Origin of the sequence: Nitrospirillum iridis (assembly GCF_014205765.1) — a bacterium.
Taxonomy (GTDB): domain Bacteria; phylum Pseudomonadota; class Alphaproteobacteria; order Azospirillales; family Azospirillaceae; genus Nitrospirillum; species Nitrospirillum iridis.
Genome location: NZ_JACIIZ010000011.1, coordinates 75,014 through 90,049, shown reverse-complemented (window position 1 = coordinate 90,049; position 15,036 = coordinate 75,014). Strand labels below are relative to the sequence as shown.

General features: G+C 65.2%; 14 protein-coding genes. All 14 read right to left on the bottom strand.

Annotated elements, in window-relative coordinates; all coding sequences use genetic code 11:
* Positions 1-231: 231 nt before the first annotated feature.
* A complete protein-coding gene (locus tag FHS74_RS18900; RefSeq protein ID WP_184803506.1) occupies positions 232-687 on the bottom strand; it encodes a hypothetical protein in 456 nt (151 codons plus the stop codon).
* Positions 688-706: 19 nt separating this feature from the next.
* Positions 707-1,138 (bottom strand): hypothetical protein, encoded by a 432-nt coding sequence (locus FHS74_RS18895; RefSeq protein ID WP_184803504.1) that lies wholly within the window; start codon positions 1,136-1,138, stop codon positions 707-709.
* A gap of 17 nt (positions 1,139-1,155) precedes the next feature.
* Positions 1,156-2,106, bottom strand: coding sequence for a hypothetical protein (locus FHS74_RS18890; RefSeq protein WP_184803502.1), 951 nt, complete (start codon positions 2,104-2,106; stop codon positions 1,156-1,158).
* 140 nt (positions 2,107-2,246) lie between these two features.
* Positions 2,247-2,747 carry a hypothetical protein gene (locus tag FHS74_RS18885; protein ID WP_184803499.1) on the bottom strand — a complete coding sequence of 167 codons (501 nt, stop codon included), beginning with the start codon at positions 2,745-2,747 and terminating at the stop codon, positions 2,247-2,249.
* A gap of 51 nt (positions 2,748-2,798) precedes the next feature.
* The gene (locus FHS74_RS18880) at positions 2,799-3,710 is read right to left on the bottom strand and encodes a hypothetical protein (protein WP_211106405.1); all 912 of its coding nucleotides are present in this window, start codon (positions 3,708-3,710) and stop codon (positions 2,799-2,801) included.
* Between the two features lie 90 nt (positions 3,711-3,800).
* Positions 3,801-4,277, bottom strand: coding sequence for an Hcp family type VI secretion system effector (locus FHS74_RS18875; protein ID WP_184803495.1), 477 nt, complete (start codon positions 4,275-4,277; stop codon positions 3,801-3,803).
* A 147-nt stretch (positions 4,278-4,424) separates the two neighbouring features.
* Entirely contained in the window at positions 4,425-7,106 is a 2,682-nt protein-coding gene (tssH, locus tag FHS74_RS18870; RefSeq protein ID WP_281384671.1) for a type VI secretion system ATPase TssH, read from the bottom strand.
* A gap of 211 nt (positions 7,107-7,317) precedes the next feature.
* On the bottom strand, positions 7,318-8,391 hold the full coding sequence (gene tssG / locus FHS74_RS18865; protein WP_184803491.1) for a type VI secretion system baseplate subunit TssG: 1,074 nt from the start codon (positions 8,389-8,391) through the stop codon (positions 7,318-7,320).
* Complete coding sequence (tssF, locus tag FHS74_RS18860; protein WP_184803489.1) at positions 8,388-10,205, bottom strand: type VI secretion system baseplate subunit TssF; 1,818 nt, start codon at positions 10,203-10,205, stop codon at positions 8,388-8,390. The genes tssG and tssF overlap by 4 nt, the downstream gene beginning before the upstream one ends.
* Entirely contained in the window at positions 10,198-10,689 is a 492-nt protein-coding gene (gene tssE, locus FHS74_RS18855; RefSeq protein WP_184803482.1) for a type VI secretion system baseplate subunit TssE, read from the bottom strand. The genes tssF and tssE overlap by 8 nt, the downstream gene beginning before the upstream one ends.
* A gap of 3 nt (positions 10,690-10,692) precedes the next feature.
* Complete coding sequence (locus tag FHS74_RS18850; protein WP_184803480.1) at positions 10,693-11,517, bottom strand: type VI secretion system accessory protein TagJ; 825 nt, start codon at positions 11,515-11,517, stop codon at positions 10,693-10,695.
* A gap of 14 nt (positions 11,518-11,531) precedes the next feature.
* On the bottom strand, positions 11,532-12,983 hold the full coding sequence (gene tssC, locus FHS74_RS18845; protein ID WP_184803478.1) for a type VI secretion system contractile sheath large subunit: 1,452 nt from the start codon (positions 12,981-12,983) through the stop codon (positions 11,532-11,534).
* Positions 12,983-14,473 (bottom strand): type VI secretion system contractile sheath large subunit, encoded by a 1,491-nt coding sequence (gene tssC / locus FHS74_RS18840; RefSeq protein WP_184803469.1) that lies wholly within the window; start codon positions 14,471-14,473, stop codon positions 12,983-12,985. The genes tssC (FHS74_RS18845) and tssC (FHS74_RS18840) overlap by 1 nt, the downstream gene beginning before the upstream one ends.
* Positions 14,473-14,982: a type VI secretion system contractile sheath small subunit gene (gene tssB / locus FHS74_RS18835; protein WP_184803449.1), complete on the bottom strand. Its 510-nt coding sequence runs from the start codon at positions 14,980-14,982 to the stop codon at positions 14,473-14,475. The genes tssC (FHS74_RS18840) and tssB overlap by 1 nt, the downstream gene beginning before the upstream one ends.
* Positions 14,983-15,036: the final 54 nt, after the last annotated feature.

Below are 15,036 nucleotides of genomic sequence, written 5' to 3'. Positions count from 1 at the left end.
GGGGGCGACCACCGGCGGGGGGAAGGTCTGGCCCCCAGGTGGACTAACAGCGCCACGCCACGCTGGCCGCCGCCTCACCTCAGAGGCCCCCTTCAGGGACACGGGTGACCCTGCTCGCGGCCTTAGGCGGCGGTTGGTGGAACACGGGCGGCCGTCGGCCGTCAAAACGACGACCCCGGTGCCCTGGAGCCGGGCTCAACCAGGACCTGGAATTCATTGGATGGAGAGGTTTTATTTCCTACGGCAGCGGACCGGCCAAATAGCGGTTCCGATCTGGCACAAGCCTCCAAACGCAGTGGAAAAGATCACCATGATTTCCCGACCTTGACCACCCACGGGATCGCCATCGGGCTGCGTCATCGCCAGGAGCAAGGCGATGACGGCAGCGATCACCTCCGCACACAGCACCAGTGTCAGTAGCCCGCGGATCAGATTCTGTGATTGTGCCGGAACGCGCGCCCAGAAGATCAACCGAAAACCGAAGACGAGCAACCAGCTGAACAGGAACCCCACCAGCCCCACGCCGTCCATAGCCTCCATGGGATCGGCCTGCGCCCGGATCTTGAGCGCGCCATCCAGGCCGATGGCCAGGAAGGTGATGGCCACCGCCGCCAATGCCAGATGGAGCAGATAACCCGGCGACGGGCGGCGCCAAGCGGTGATGGATCGGGTGTACGTTGTCATCATTGCGGCATCGCTTTACCCACTATTCTTTGCGATAGCGAAGCAACCAGACAACGGTTCCGATCTGGCACAAGCCCCCAAATACGGTGAAAAAGATCACCATGATTTCCCGACCTTGGCCACCCACGGGATCGCCATCGGGCTGCGTCATCGCCAGGAGCAAGGCGATGACGGCAGCGATCACCTCCGCACACAGCACCAGTGTCAGTAGCGTGCGGATCAGATTCTGTGATTGTGCCGGAACGCGTCCCCAGAAGATCAGCCGGAACGCATACAGCAAAAACCAGACGAACAGCATGACCGGCAGGCCAACCGGATTGATGATACTGAACGCGTCGGCATGAGCCCGGATTTGCAGCGAGCCCGCCAAACTGGTCGCGACGAACACCATTCCAGCAAGCGCGAAGCCCAGCGACGCGTAATACCCTGGCGTCGGTTTACGCCAAGCCGGCACTCGGGACGTGTCCATAATCATCGATGCACCGAAACGCTGTGAACCTGAAGGCGGCGGGCAATTTCATGCAGTGCCGACTCATCGCCCAATATCTCTTCCCTTATCAACAAAAAGCCGGAGCCAACCCCAGCCGCACGGGGGGCAACCTCCAGTGACATGGCCGCATGGATTTGCTTGGCACGAATTTGTGTCCGTAAATTGGCGCGTTCGGCGATTTGCGCATATCGCTCCGCCCGCGAGCCGTTGGCGGTCCTGGCGGCCAGAGTCTCGGCAGTCCGGGCGGTCGTCATGTCCGCCTGCAATAGCTCCCGCGCCTCAGCCAGTTCTTTCAAGGCCTTCGGCCCACCGACAACGATATCCGGCAGGGTCATGACCGTGGCCACAATACGCCAGGCTTCTGTTTGCTTCTTGAAGTCCTCAGCGCTCTCATCGCTACCCGCCAGTTCCATGGCGTATGCGGTGCCGTCCATGCCAAGCAGCATGGCGCCACCGATGAGGCCGGCGATGCCCAAGGCCCCCAGCCCTGTGGGTATGAGGGCCAACGAGGCGACAACACACAGCACGTCCAGCGCCACGCCAACACCGTCATCGCGGTGCGAAGTGAACATGCGGTCGATGACGCGGCCCATCGCTTGGCCCATGGCCAAGTTGGCTTGGCTCTCGGCCAACGCCGCCTTGCCCTGCGCCTCCATGCAGCGCTCGATGAAGCCTTTCACCCGGTGCCAGAAATCAGGTGGTGGCAGATGCTTCGCCGGCGGGGTGGGAATGTGGCTCCACTGGAAGACAAAGACGTCGCCGAAGCCGCCGGCGTCCCGCGTCGGCCCGCGCAGGGGGTAGACATAGCCGTTGGTGGCCCAGGAAATTCCCACGCCCGGCCCGCAGACCTTGTCGACATAGGCGCACAGACAAGCTGCGGCCTCGGTTTCGTTGCGATAGGGACCCCAATCGCTGCTCAGGACGACCGCCATGGCGTTTCACCCATTCTTGTATTTTCGTAGGAGGCGGCATCTACCGCCGTCGACTGTCTTCCGGATGCAGATATTCGCCGAGACTGGGCGGCGATGGGCACTCCGCGCCCTCTCATGCCCAAATCTCCGCTTTCCCGTCCCTATCGCTCAGGGCCGTATTTCTCTTGAACGGAGTAACCATTCAGGAAATCGTCTCGGCTTGGCGCGGTCGGGCAGGATTTATCTTTAGGAACAAAAAAATAGTAAGGATGCCGGTCTTCAATTTTAAAACACTCCCGGTAACCATTCGCAGATGCCCAGATGCCACCAAGAAAGTAACCGCCAAATAACGTCAAAAAAAATAACGCCACCGATATTTTCACAATCCATAGCTCTATGGGGTTTGGTCGTTTGAATTTCCTAAAAATGGCCACGAACATTGCAATTCTGAGACCATATATGAATGGACCGGCGAAAAAAACAAACGCATGCTTATTAAATATTATGTATTTGTGCTCCTCGTGAAATTTTCCTATACCCGGCAAATCCCCAGAAATGGAAAAAACTGAAAATATCAGCCACAATTCAAATACATATAAATACCATGTTCTCATGGAGATATTATTTGGTGATCTATTTTGGGAAATGCTTGCGGCAATCATGTCATGAATTCCTAAACATTCCTGGCGAAGATATCAAATACGATTGTAAAATTATCGCGCCACTAAATTTAATCGCCGGACATCCTCCAGAGATTGCCATAGGCGGTAAATATTGATCGTCACTCCATACGCCTGAATAGCGGACTGATAAGCATCGGATACGGTCTTATCAACAGACCTGATGGCATGGTCGAATGCGGACACCGTACTGTACGCTTGTGCCTTCATCTTTTCTTCCCATGCCGTCGCAGCTTCGACGAGGCGTTCCGTGAGGCGGTACTCCCTGTCCCACTCCGACAATTTCATGGAAGCGTAGAATCCGACACCTACCGTGATGGCATAGACAATGACGACAGGCGCCGCAGCCGCGCCCAAGGCTACCACGACCGCGCCGGCAGCAACGCCTACCCCGATCCCGATGGCCGTTGATACGACCGCCTGGAGCACATCACTGGCAACGTGCACCAGCAGACGGGAAAGGCAGAAATGATCCGCCTGCACTTCCTTGACGATATCTATGGCGACAAAGGCGATGATGGCGACACGCGTCGCCTTAACGCCATCCTTGATCAACTCATGTCCGCCAACGACGAAACAGGATACCTTCGGGTTCTCCAACGCGTATCGCGTGCCGTTCAGAATGGGCCGCGCCCCGGCATATCCTTTGAAAATGATGTAGCGCTTTCCATCCAACGCCGTCTTGACGTACGCCATCCCCAGAACCCCTAGCAGCTTTATCTGCTGAGCGGCCTGCTTCCCCGATTGCGCAAGCTGTACCAATGAGACAGCGTCGGTGTCGTGGTGTTCCTTCAGCCCGTCATTGAACTCCGTGGCCCTTCTTAGATCCTCTTTCAGATCCAGCAGCTTTTCTAATTCAAAAACCCAAAGTTCATGATCGTCGTGTAGCACACGGCTGGCTTGGGTGTTGATCTTGGAATAGCGCTGAGGGTCCATGATGCTCATCTTCCCGGGTGCGGAGCGTCGGCTTCACCAATATTCGGATGCTGAATACCATCCTGGATGGGCGACTTCGCCCATCCAGGATGGCGCCGATCAAGCCGACTTGGTGGTGGCCAAGTCGTAAGAGGCGATGATCGGGGACTGCGGGTTGTGCTGGCTGTCGTAGGGGGTGTACTTCATCTCCACCTTGGTGAAGTTCAGCACGATCTGCTCTTCCGGCCGGTCGCTGGACGCGGAGATGTTGTAGGAGGAGATCAGGGTGTTGGTCAGGGTGAACTCGATATAGGTGTCGCCCGGGTTGCCGCTGGTGACGATGTGGATCTTGGCGGTCACGCCCGAACGGCCGCTGCATGCCTGGGAGAACAGCTTCACCGAGGAGCTGTCACTGGTCTTGGTCAGCACGACCTCACGCACCGACGGCTCTGACCCTTCGCGATTGGCGGTGGCACCGGCCAGCGTGTTCATGGACCGGGTGACACCCCACTGCAGGGTCTTGATGTCGGTCCACTGCTGGTGGTTCTGCTGGGTGGCGTCGCCGGCGATGCCGTCGATCTGCAGGTAAATGGGCATTCGTGGTTCTCCTCACTTCATGGACTTTGGTTGAACGCGGGTCTGCGTCTGTGCACCGGGCCTGCCTGCGGCAAGCGGCCGGTACGGGGGAATGGTGCGCCGGGGTGATCCCTGGCGGCTCTCGTCCGCGGCGCGACCTTGGCGGCTCTAGTCCGCCGCGGACTCCACCATCGGCCTCCCGGCCGACTCCACCATTGGCCTCTCGGCCAGTGGCACCGTTTGGATGTCGATCCGGAAATCACCGGCCTCGTCATCCCAATCGACGGTCGCGGCGGCGACGGCGCGCCGCGCGGCCAAGGTTTCCAGAAGGCGCTTCGACAGCGCCGGCATCAGGCTGCGCGACAGCACATGGTCGATGGCGCGGGCGCCCACGTCGCTTTCGCCGCAACGGGCCACCAGCCGCTCAATGACCGCGCTGGACACCGACAAGGCGGCGCCATAGGTCTGGTCGACCCGCTGGCGCAGGCGGTCCAGCTGCAGGCCCACGATGTCGCGCAGGCGCTCGGCCGTCAGCGGCAGGTAGGGCACCACCGTGACCCGGCCCAGGAAGGCCGCCTTGTAGTGCTTCAACAGTTCCGGGTGCAGCGCGGCGCTCAGGCCGGCCAGGTCCGGCAGGGTCTCGCGGTCGGCGGCCAGCGCCGTCAGCAGGTCGGCTCCGGCGTTGGACGCCATCAGGATGGTGGTGTTGCGGAAGTCGATGTCACGGCCTTCGCCGTCACGGAGCACGCCCTTGTCGAACACCTGGTAGAAGATGTCCTGCACGCCGGGGTGCGCCTTCTCCATCTCGTCCAGCAGCAGCACGCCGTAGGGCCGGCGGCGCACCGCCTCCGTCAGGATGCCGCCCTCGCCATAGCCGACATATCCCGGGGGCGAGCCCATGAGGAGGGAGACCTTATGCTCCTCCTTGAACTCCGACATGTTGATGACGGTCAGGCTCTGCTCCCCGCCATACATCATGTCGGCGAGCGCCAGCGCCGTCTCCGTCTTGCCGACACCGCTGGGGCCTGCCAGCAGGAAGATGGCGGGCGGTTTGCGCGGGTCGGCGATGCCGGCACGGGCGGTGTGCAGCACGTCCGCGATCAGGTGCAGGGCGTCATCCTGCCCCACCACCCGCTGACCCAGACGCCATTCCAGGCCCAGCACCGTCTCGATCTCGCTGGACAGCATGCGGCCCACGGGAATACCGGTCCAGCGCGCCACCACCTCCGCCACCGCCTGCGCCGTGACGTCGTGATGCATCAGCGGCCGCTCCCCCTGGAAATCCGCCAGGTCCTGGTGCAGGCGGGCGTGCCGGCCGCGCAGGGCCGCCACGTCGGTGTCACCGCCGGGCATACCCCCCATCTTGGTTTCAAGCGCGCCGCGCACGCCGACGATCTCATCGATCAGCCGCCGCTCCTCCGCCCAGCGCCAGTTCAGATCTTCCTGCCGCAGCCGGGCGTCGGCCAGGCGGTTGTCCAGCACGGTGACGGTCGCGTCGTGGTCGGCGCCCAGCGCCGTCTCGCGCAACAGCGAGGCCTTCTCCGCCTCCAACCCCTCGGCCTCGCGCATCACGGCGTCCAGCGCCTCCGGCCGCCCGGCCTGGCTCATGGCCACCATGGCGGATGCCGTATCCAGCACGCTGACGCACTTGTCGGGCAGCTGGCGGCCGGTGATGTAGCGGTGCGACAGATGCACGGCCGCCCGCACCGCCGCGTCCAGGATGCGGACGCCATGGTGCTTTTCCAGCGTGGGGACCAGGCCCCGCATCATGGCGATGGCCGTGGCCTCGTCCGGCTCATCCACCTTCACCGGCTGGAAACGACGGACCAGGGCCGCGTCCCGTTCGATATAGCGCTTGTATTCCGCCCAGGTGGTGGCGGCCACCATGCGCAAGGCGCCGCGCGCCAGATCGGGCTTCAGCAGGTTGGCGGCATCGCCCTGCCCCGCCTGGCCGCCAGCGCCGATCAGGGTGTGCGCCTCGTCCACGAACAGGATGATGGGCTTGAGGGCGGCCTTCACCTCATCGATCACACCCTTCAGGCGGTTCTCGAACTCCCCCTTCACCCCGGCGCCGGCCTGCAGCAAGCCCAGATCCAGGGTGCGGATCGTAACCTCGCGCAGGGCCGGCGGCACCTCGCCCGCGGCGATACGTAGCGCCAGGCTTTCCACCACCGCCGTCTTGCCCACGCCGGCCTCGCCCACCAGGATGGGGTTGTTCTGGCGCCGGCGGGTCAGGATGTCGATCACCTGCCGTACCTCGGCATCCCGGCCGGTGATGGGGTCGATGCGGCCCTGGGCCGCCTCCGCCGTCAGGTCGATGGTGTAGGCATCCAGGTTGGGCGTGCGTCCGCCGGGCTTGGCGGCCCGCGACGCATCGCCCGTGGCGCCGGCGGCCGGCATTTCCGCCTCGATCAGGGCGTCGAGCGCCTGGGGATCGATGGCCTCCAGCGCCGCCGCCAAGTCGCCGAAGGCCAGCGCGCCGTTCTTGTCCGCCACCAGGGCGGCCAGCAAATGCAAGGGCGACACGGTGCCATCCTTGAAACGCAGGGTGGCCAGGAACCAGGCCTCGCGCAACAGCGACACAACGCGGGGCGAGAAGGCGGGCGCCCGACTGCTGCCTGTGCGGCAGCGGGCCAGGCCACGGTCCAACGCGCGCTCCAGCGCCTCCGCCGCCAGGCCCACCTTGGGCAGGGCCGGACACAGGCCCGTGTCCGGCCGGTCCAGCAAGGCGTGCAGCCAGTGCTCGATCTCGATCTCATAGTGGGTTTTGGCCATGGCACCGCCAGCTGCGGCTTCAAGCGCCCGCCGGGCCACAGCGTCCAACCCATCGACCAACGTCCTTAGATCCATCGAATCCATATCAAGACCCGCGCTTTTGGTTGACGTATTCCTCGATCCCACCGCCCGCCCCAGGCCCGCCGATGGCACGACTGAAAAATAAAACTGGAAACCAAATTGGAACTTACCCAATAGTAATAATATCTAATGCGCCGACAGTTATTTTGCCGTTTACGTAACATTACATTAATACAAATCCCCTTTTCAGATTTTATATTATAACTTATCTCCAATCAATGTCTTTTGTACTGATAACCGCGTCATCCGGATCGGTCAACATGGGCAGCGAAGCCAGCCAGCTGTCGTAACCCAGGCGAGGCCCCGTCCCCTCCCGCCCGTCGAGGGCGCAGGGCGGTACCTCCTCCCGGTGCAGTACCAGTTTCACGTCGAATCCCAGCTCCGGCCCGGTATAGAGGCGCGCCAGTTCCACCAGGCGCCGCAAACCGGGGCGGCCGGGTAGATGGTCCATGAACTGGCGCCGCGTCAGCGGGCCCAGGATGATGCGGAACTGGCCCTGCACATCCCACATGCGGGCCCCGGCGACGGCGTCCACGCCCAACCGGTTGTAGGTCGGAGTCTTATCGCCGCCTTTCCCTGCACTGAGGCGAAGGCGGGTCTGTTCCTCCGCCGGGATGGCGACCCAGCGGCCGGCGAACTGTTCCACCTTCACCGGTAGGCCGCACGCGTCGGCCAACAGGCGTTCCAGCGAGATGGCCGCCCGCGGCTGCTGGCTGAACAGGCCGGCGTAGAACACGGCCACCTCGTCCCGCACCGACAGCCGCCCACGTAGGTGACCGGTCCCGAAGCCGGCGATGCCGAACAGGGCGGAGGTGGCGGCATCGCCACCCTCAAGCCCGCGATGTTCATAGAGCGCCGGCAGGCGGTAGCGTCGCCAGGCCCGGAACAGCAGGGTGGCAATGCGGTCGTTGAACAGGTCAAGAAAGGCGGCGAAGCCGGGTGTGCGGTCGCGCAGGCTGCGGATAGCCGTCTCGGTATAGGCCTGTGGCAGGGCCGAGACCGGCCCCGTTAGGGTCATGACGTTCAGGTCCAGCCGTGCCGGCTCCGCCCCCGCGTCCGCCAAACGCGGCAGGTGCAGGCGCTGGATCTCATGCGCCGGGAAACACAGCGACTGGTTGGCGGCGAAGCGGATGGGCAGCTCATCCTCCTCCGCCCCACCGAACTGCCGTTCCAGCAGCTGGATGGCGCGGAACAGATCAAAGCGGAAGGGCTCCTGCCGCAGCAGGTCGATCAGCGCCGGCGGTCCCATCAGGGGCGGGGTGGGCACGATGGCGTTCATGCCGTCACCTTCGCCCCGATGCGGGCGCCCCAGCGGGCCAGCGCCTCGCTGCGCCCCTTGGCCCGCACCGTCAGCCGGGTGAAGGAATTGATCGAGGTATAAAGGGCGAAGAAGCGCTCCAACACCGCCGCCGGCAGGTAGACGCCCATGGCGCCCGCCCGTTCCGGATCCATCACCAGGTCAATATCCACCCCCCGGCACAGGGCGGCGAAGTCGGCCTGCGGCGCCCGCGCCGTGGCCCGGCGATAACCAATGGCGGTGACGGCCTCGACGATGGCCCGCGTCTCCGGCGTGTCCTTGAGGTCATAGAGCTTCAGCAACTCCCGCAGGGCCGCTGCCCCACCCTGGCCGTCCATCAGTGACAGGTGGTTGAGGTTAAGGTGGGAGATCAGGCGCCAGCGGGCACCGTTGCCGGTGTCTGGCCGCACCACGGCCGTGGGCGGGGTCAGGCAGGTCACGGCGCCCACCGGCCCACCCTCGCTGAGGTGCAGGCGGGGATGGCCGCCGCCAAAGGGCAGTTGCGCCGGCAGGTCACGATTGAAGCACAGCGTTTCCACGCTGACCGTCCAGTCGGGCGGGGCATTGGGGTTGAGGCCCAGATCAACCAGGGAGATGTACATCTCGCTGCTGCGGTCGCGCCCGCCCCGGGGGCGGCGCATGGCATGCCAGAAATGCTGGCGCCGGGCGGGGTCGGCGCCGTGGTGGTTGCCGTACAGCGGCAGGAATTCGGCCTTCTCCCCCCGGGGCGAGGAAGCGCGCACCCGCTCGATGGCGTAGATCTCGCGCGCCTCCGGCCGGCGGGCGTCGGCCTGCACCAGATACTCCGTGGCATCATGGCCCAGGATGATGGGCTCCGCCGACTGGCGGAACAGGTTGACCACCGGCGCGCACCCCAGCGCGAACGCCTGGGGTCGCACCAGCCGCTCCCCTTCCGGCCAGACACGATCGAGATAGAGGTAGACCTCCATATGCTGGCCGACGCCCCGCAAGGACCGGGCGCTGAGGCCGCGCAGATCGACGAACAGGAACTTCTCTGGAAAGGCGAACAGCTCGCTCAGCAGGCGGTAGCCCAGAAAGGACTGCGCGCCATAGGGTACCATGCCGTCCTCGGGCTCGAATCCCACCGGCGTCAGATGGTCGGGGTCCAGCTCCACCGGGTTGGGGTCGTTCACATCCTCCACCACCGCCATGCCGACGACGTTGTTCAGCAGCAGTTCGTGCAGGGTGTAGGCCAGTTCCGGGGGGCCGGAGAGGAACAGGCGGAGGCGATCCACGCCCAGGTCGGTCAGGCTCTGGCCCGGGGCGGTGCAACTGATCTTAAGGCGCAGCACCGACTTGGCCTGGCGCGTGGCCGCCACCAGCGGGGCCGCCGCCGGCAGTGCCGCGAGGCTGGCCGCCGTCACCTCCACCGGCCAGATCTCGGCCGGCATGGTGGTCTGGAAGCGGCAGGGCTCCCCCCGCACCGCCTCCGTCTCCAGCGCGGCGCCGCGCGGGACGGTGAAGCTGCCCGTCAGTTCCGGCGCCGCCTTCATCTGCACGATGGCCATGGCGGGCAGCGGCGTCACGTAGTGGGGGTAGAGCGTGCCCAGCAGCGCGTCGGTCAGTTCCGGGAAGTCGTCGTCCAGCTTCTGCCGCACCCGCGCCGTCAGGTAGGCGAAGGATTCGATCAGGCGGGCGACGTGGGGGTCGTCCACCGTGGTGGGGCTGATGCGCAGGTTGCCCGCCACCTTGGGATGCTCACCCGCGAAGCGGGTCGCCGCCCGCCGGATGGCCGCAAGTTCCTGGTTGTAGAAGGACAGGAAGGTGTCAGGCATGGGGGTCGCCCTTGATCAGGAAGGTCTGGCTGACGGGGTCCAGCACGGATTCGAAGACGATGGGCTCCGGCGCCGGATCCAGGCGGATGACCGCCTCCACCCGGAAGCGCAAGGTGCGGTCCAGGGTGCGACCGCCGTTCAGCAGGGTGACGGCCACGCCGGACAGCCGCGGCTCAAACTCGCGGATGGCGACTTCCAGCGCGCGGCCGAAAGCGGTTTGGCGCTCGGTCGCCGCCATGTTCAACGCGGTGAAGTCAGGAATGCCGTACTGCAGGGCGGAGCGCGCGACCTCCCCCACCTCAGGCCCCAGCTTGCCAGGCCGGCGGCGGGTGTTCAGCATGGCCTCCAGATCCCGGCGGATGGAGTTCTTCAGCTGTGACAGGGCGGCGTTCCAGCCGGTACCACGCGCGGTCGGGCCTTCCACCGGCTGCAGCAACCGGTCGAGGACGGACGGCACGATGGTCATGGGCTGGGGCGCTGGCATGGCTTACGCGGCCTCCACATCCGTCCGCGCCGCGTCGAAGCGCACGGTCGTGAGGTCGGCGGCACCGACCGCCTCCTCCCCCACGAGGAAGCAGCGCTGGCCCCGGCCCAGGACGGCACCATCCCGCTCCACCCAGTCGGTCAGGCGGCCCAGGCGGTGCTGGTCGGTCAGGCCATCGCCACCGCCGCCGGCGTAGATCATGGGCAGGTGGAGGCTGCCGGCGGTGCCGTCGCGTAAACTCAGGCGCAGGGGCCGCCACACCAGGTCAGACAGGCGCTTGGCCGGGGCCAAGTCCAGGCCCAGCACATCGGCCAAATCCACCCAGAAGTATTTGCCGTCGGCGCTCAGCACCTCCAGCAGGCCGCCACAGGCATCGTCCAGGTCGCGGAAGTCGGCGAAGGCCGCGCCCTTGTGCTGGCCGGCGTGGGCCCGGCGCAGGGCTTCCGCCTCCGCCAGGACCTGGGCCGCCCCCTGCCCGTCCCCGGCGCGAGCCTTCACGCCCGCCTCCAGATGCAGGCGGGCGGCCGGCGACACCTCCGTCAGGAAGTCCGGCGGACGGCCGGCGCGGTACCAGTCCTGACGGGCCGTTTCCCCCCGGATCAGCTGACGCAGCAGCGACACCGGAACCATGGAGCCCGGGTCCTGGTTCAGGACCACCGACAGCTGGTTGTCCGCGCGTTCCAGCTGGCCCGCCACGCACAGCAGCTCGGCCAGCAGATAGCGGGCGCCTGTATCGGTCGGCGCCTTCTGCACGTGGGCGGTGGCGGCCGACAGGGCACCGGCCAGGTCGGCGGCCTCAAGGGCGATGGAGATAGCGTCTTGCTTCATGCCGGAACCCTCCGTCAGGCCTGGGGACCGACGAGTTCCGTGACCAGGCGGAAGCTGGTCTGGACATCGTCGAGCTGGAAATGCGGTTTCAGGTGGATGACGCAGCCGAAGGCGCCCGGCCGGCCGGCGATGTCACGGACCTGCACCTCGGCCTCGCGCAGGGGATAGCGGGCCTTGAAGGAGGTGCTGGCGTCGTCGTTGGCCAGGCAGTAGCCCCGCAGCCAGTCGCGCAGGTGGTTCTCGAAATCGTGCGCGGTGGCGAAGGATCCCAGCTTGTCCCGGCCGATCATCTTGATGTAGTGCGCGAAGCGGGAGGCGCAGAGCACGTACTGCAGCATGGCCGACAGCCGGGCGTTGGACGTGGCCGTGGCCCGGTCATAGACCTTGGGCGCATGCAGCGACTGACAGCTGTAGAAGACGCAGGCGTCGGCGTAGCTGACCCGCGACAGGGGCACGACGCCCAGGTCGCTCAGCTGCTTTTCCTGCCGGTCGGACAGATAGACATCCAGCGGCGCCGCCGGCGCGCTGGCGCCACCCAAGGTCGGGAAGGTGTGGCCAGGGAAACGGTCCACCAGGCCGCCGCCGGCCAGGTCATCCGGCGCGCCCCGGATGTCCGCGAACCAGCCGTACTGGTGAAAGGCGCGCATGACCACGGTGGCGAAGGCGAAGGCGGCGTTGCCCCACAGATAGTCACCCGCCCCGGGCCGACCGGCCCGTTCGGCGAAGCGGAAGCCATCGACCCGGTTGGGATCGTGGCGATAGGGCGGGCGCATCATCACCCGCGGCAGGGCGATGCCGATGAAGCGCGCGTCCTCCGCCTCGCGCAGGGCCCGCCAGCGGATGAACTCATGCCCCTCGAAGGAGCGGGAAAGGTCCACGTCGCTGGCCATGTCGCCGAAGCTGTCCAGCCCGAACAGGGCGGGCGAGCAACTGGTGACGAAGGGGCAGAAGGCCGCGGCCGCCACGGCGGCGATGGCCTTCAGCGTGCCGACGTCGTCCGTCGGGTGGTCGGCGTCGCGCTGGTGCTGAACCGCGTAGTCACCGATCAGCAGGCCGAACGGCTCCCCGCCCGGCGTGCCGAATTCGTCGCTGTACACCTTCGCGAACAGCTGGCTCTGGTCGAACTCGATGGCGCGCTCGAAGTCGCGGCACAGTTCGCGCCATGAGACGTCCAGCACCCGGATCTTGATGGCCCGGGTGGAAGCCGAGGCGTCCACGAGTTGAAGCAGCCCGCGCCATGACGCCTCCAACTGCTGGAAACGGGGATGGTGCAGGATGGCGTTGACCTGGGCCGTGAGCAGGGCGTCGATCGCCGCGATCAGCTGGTCGATGACCAGGCGCTTGTCGGGATGGCGGCTGAGGTCCAGCCGCCAAGCCGTGGGCGCGTCCGGCCGGACTGGCCGGCCTTCCGTCGCGTCGATCTGTCGCTCCACCCCCGGGGCTGCCGCCTCAAGGGTCTGTTGCATCAAAGCTTGCTCGGTATCCGTGCCACCATGCGGAGCGAAGTCGTCAGCTCCTCCATCTGCAGCCAGGGGCGGAGCCAGGCGATGGCGTTATAGGAGCCGGGCTTGCCCGGGATTTCCTTCACCGTGATCTTCGCCTCGCGCAGCGGATAGGCCGCCTTCATCTCCTGGCCGGCGCCCTCGTTGGCGTTGACATAGTTGTTGATCCAGCGGTTCAGCCAGGCCTCGCAATCCTCGACTTCCAGGAAGGAGCCGATCTTGTCGCGCGCCATCACCTTCAGGTAGTGGGCGAAGCGGGACGTGGCCATCATGTAAGGCAGGCGCGCGGAGATGGCGGCGTTGGCCGTGGCGTCCGGGCGGTCATACTTCTTGGGCTTCTGCACCGTCTGCGCGCCAAAGAACACGGCGTAGTCGGTGTTCTTGTAGTGGCACAGCGGCAGGAAACCCAGCTTGCCCAGCTCGGCGTCGCGGCGGTCGGTGATGCCGATTTCCGTGGGGCATTTCTGGTCTGGGTCGCCGTCGTCGCTGACGAAGACATGGGTGGGCAGGGTTTCCACCTTGCCGCCGCCCTCGGCCCCGCGGATGGCGGTGCACCAGCCGTACTTGGCGAAGGCCTCGGTGGCGCGCGAGCCCAGCACGTAGGCCGCGTTCATCCAGCAATATTCGTTGTGTTCCAGCGCCAGCGACTTGCCGGCGGGGTCCAACGGCGTCTCTTCGAAATTGAAGTCGTCGACGCTGAGCGTGGCGGCGCCATACGGCAGGCGGGCCAGCACCCGCGGCAGGGTCAGGGTGACGAAGCGGCTGTCCTCGCTGTCGCGGAAGCTGCGCCACTGGGCGTATTCCGCCGTTTCGAAGATCTTCTCCAGATCGCGCGGCTTGGCCAGATCCTGATAGTCCTGGAAGCCGAACAGCTTGGGGCTGGCGGCGGAGATGAAGGGGGCGAAGGCGGCGGCGGAGATGCTGGACAGGCTGGACAGCATCTGCACGTCTTCGGGATGGTTGGAGAATTCGAAATCCCCAATCAGCATGCCATAGGGCTCCCCGCCTGGCGTGCCGAACTCGTTCTCATAGAGCTTCTTGAACAGCTCGCTCTGGTCGAACTCCACCGCCTTGGACAGATCCTTCATGAGTTCGCGCTTGCGCACGTTCAACACGCGGATCTTAAGGTTGGCGCTGGTCTCGGTGTTCATCACCAGGTGATGCAGGCCGCGCCAGCTGCCCTCCAGTTTCAGGAAGTCCGGATGGTGCATGATGGCCGCCAGCTGCTTGGACAGCTTGGCATCGATGGCGTTCACCGCCGCGGTCAGCGTCTGGGTGAGGTTGCGGCTGTAGGTGACGGAGCCGCCCAGCGCCTCTTCCGTCAGCGTGCGCAGCAGTTCCTGCACGCGGGCGGGCTCGGTCTGCCGGGTGGCGCCGATGGCCTGGTCCAGCAGGGAAACGCCGTCGAGGGTGCCGGCGGCGGCGTCGCGGGATACGGTCAGGGTGTCGGTCATCACTTCACCTCCTCGGCGGCGACCCCCAGCTGCTGCGAAAGCCTCCGCAGCTGGGAGTCATCCTGAAGAATGGATTCCAGCAGGTCTTCCAGCTGGGTCGAGCGGTCGGCCTTGGTCAGCAGGTCGCGCAGCTGGTTGCGCGTCTCCAGCAGCTTGCGCAGCGCCGGCACCTGCATGACGATCTGCCCAGGCTCCATGTCCTCCAGCGAGGAGAACTTCAGTTCCACGGCCAGCTCGCTGTCGTCATCCTCCAGTTCATTGCGCACCCGCAACGATAGGGACGGCTTCATGCGCGCCAGGATTTCGTTGAAGTTGTCGCGGTCGATCTGGATGAACTTGCGGTCCTTCAGCGGCTTCAAATCCTCCGTCGGATCGCCGGAGAAATCGCCGAGCACGCCGACCACGAAGGGCAGCTCCTTCTCGACCATCGCCCCATCGGTTTCGACCTCGTATTTGATATGCACGCGCGGCTTGCGAACCCGCTCGAGCTTGTCATGAACGCTGGCCATCTACCTTCTCCTACCCATGGGTTGCTGTCTGTCGTCTAGGGTTCGCCCCGGATT

What these genes read in the sequence shown, in the direction of transcription:
- tssE (WP_184803482.1), bottom strand. Translation starts at nt 10,689, where the DNA reads ATGCCAGCGCCCCAGCCCATGACCATCGTGCCGTCCGTCCTCGACCGG.
- tssG (WP_184803491.1), bottom strand. Translation starts at nt 8,391, where the DNA reads ATGAACGCCATCGTGCCCACCCCGCCCCTGATGGGACCGCCGGCGCTG.
- tssC (WP_184803478.1), bottom strand. Translation starts at nt 12,983, where the DNA reads ATGCAACAGACCCTTGAGGCGGCAGCCCCGGGGGTGGAGCGACAGATC.
- tssH (WP_281384671.1), bottom strand. Translation starts at nt 7,106, where the DNA reads ATGGATCTAAGGACGTTGGTCGATGGGTTGGACGCTGTGGCCCGGCGG.
- FHS74_RS18890 (WP_184803502.1), bottom strand. Translation starts at nt 2,106, where the DNA reads ATGGCGGTCGTCCTGAGCAGCGATTGGGGTCCCTATCGCAACGAAACC.
- tssC (WP_184803469.1), bottom strand. Translation starts at nt 14,473, where the DNA reads ATGACCGACACCCTGACCGTATCCCGCGACGCCGCCGCCGGCACCCTC.
- tssF (WP_184803489.1), bottom strand. Translation starts at nt 10,205, where the DNA reads ATGCCTGACACCTTCCTGTCCTTCTACAACCAGGAACTTGCGGCCATC.
- FHS74_RS18875 (WP_184803495.1), bottom strand. Translation starts at nt 4,277, where the DNA reads ATGCCCATTTACCTGCAGATCGACGGCATCGCCGGCGACGCCACCCAG.
- FHS74_RS18885 (WP_184803499.1), bottom strand. Translation starts at nt 2,747, where the DNA reads ATGATTGCCGCAAGCATTTCCCAAAATAGATCACCAAATAATATCTCC.
- FHS74_RS18900 (WP_184803506.1), bottom strand. Translation starts at nt 687, where the DNA reads ATGATGACAACGTACACCCGATCCATCACCGCTTGGCGCCGCCCGTCG.
- FHS74_RS18880 (WP_211106405.1), bottom strand. Translation starts at nt 3,710, where the DNA reads ATGAGCATCATGGACCCTCAGCGCTATTCCAAGATCAACACCCAAGCC.
- tssB (WP_184803449.1), bottom strand. Translation starts at nt 14,982, where the DNA reads ATGGCCAGCGTTCATGACAAGCTCGAGCGGGTTCGCAAGCCGCGCGTG.
- FHS74_RS18850 (WP_184803480.1), bottom strand. Translation starts at nt 11,517, where the DNA reads ATGAAGCAAGACGCTATCTCCATCGCCCTTGAGGCCGCCGACCTGGCC.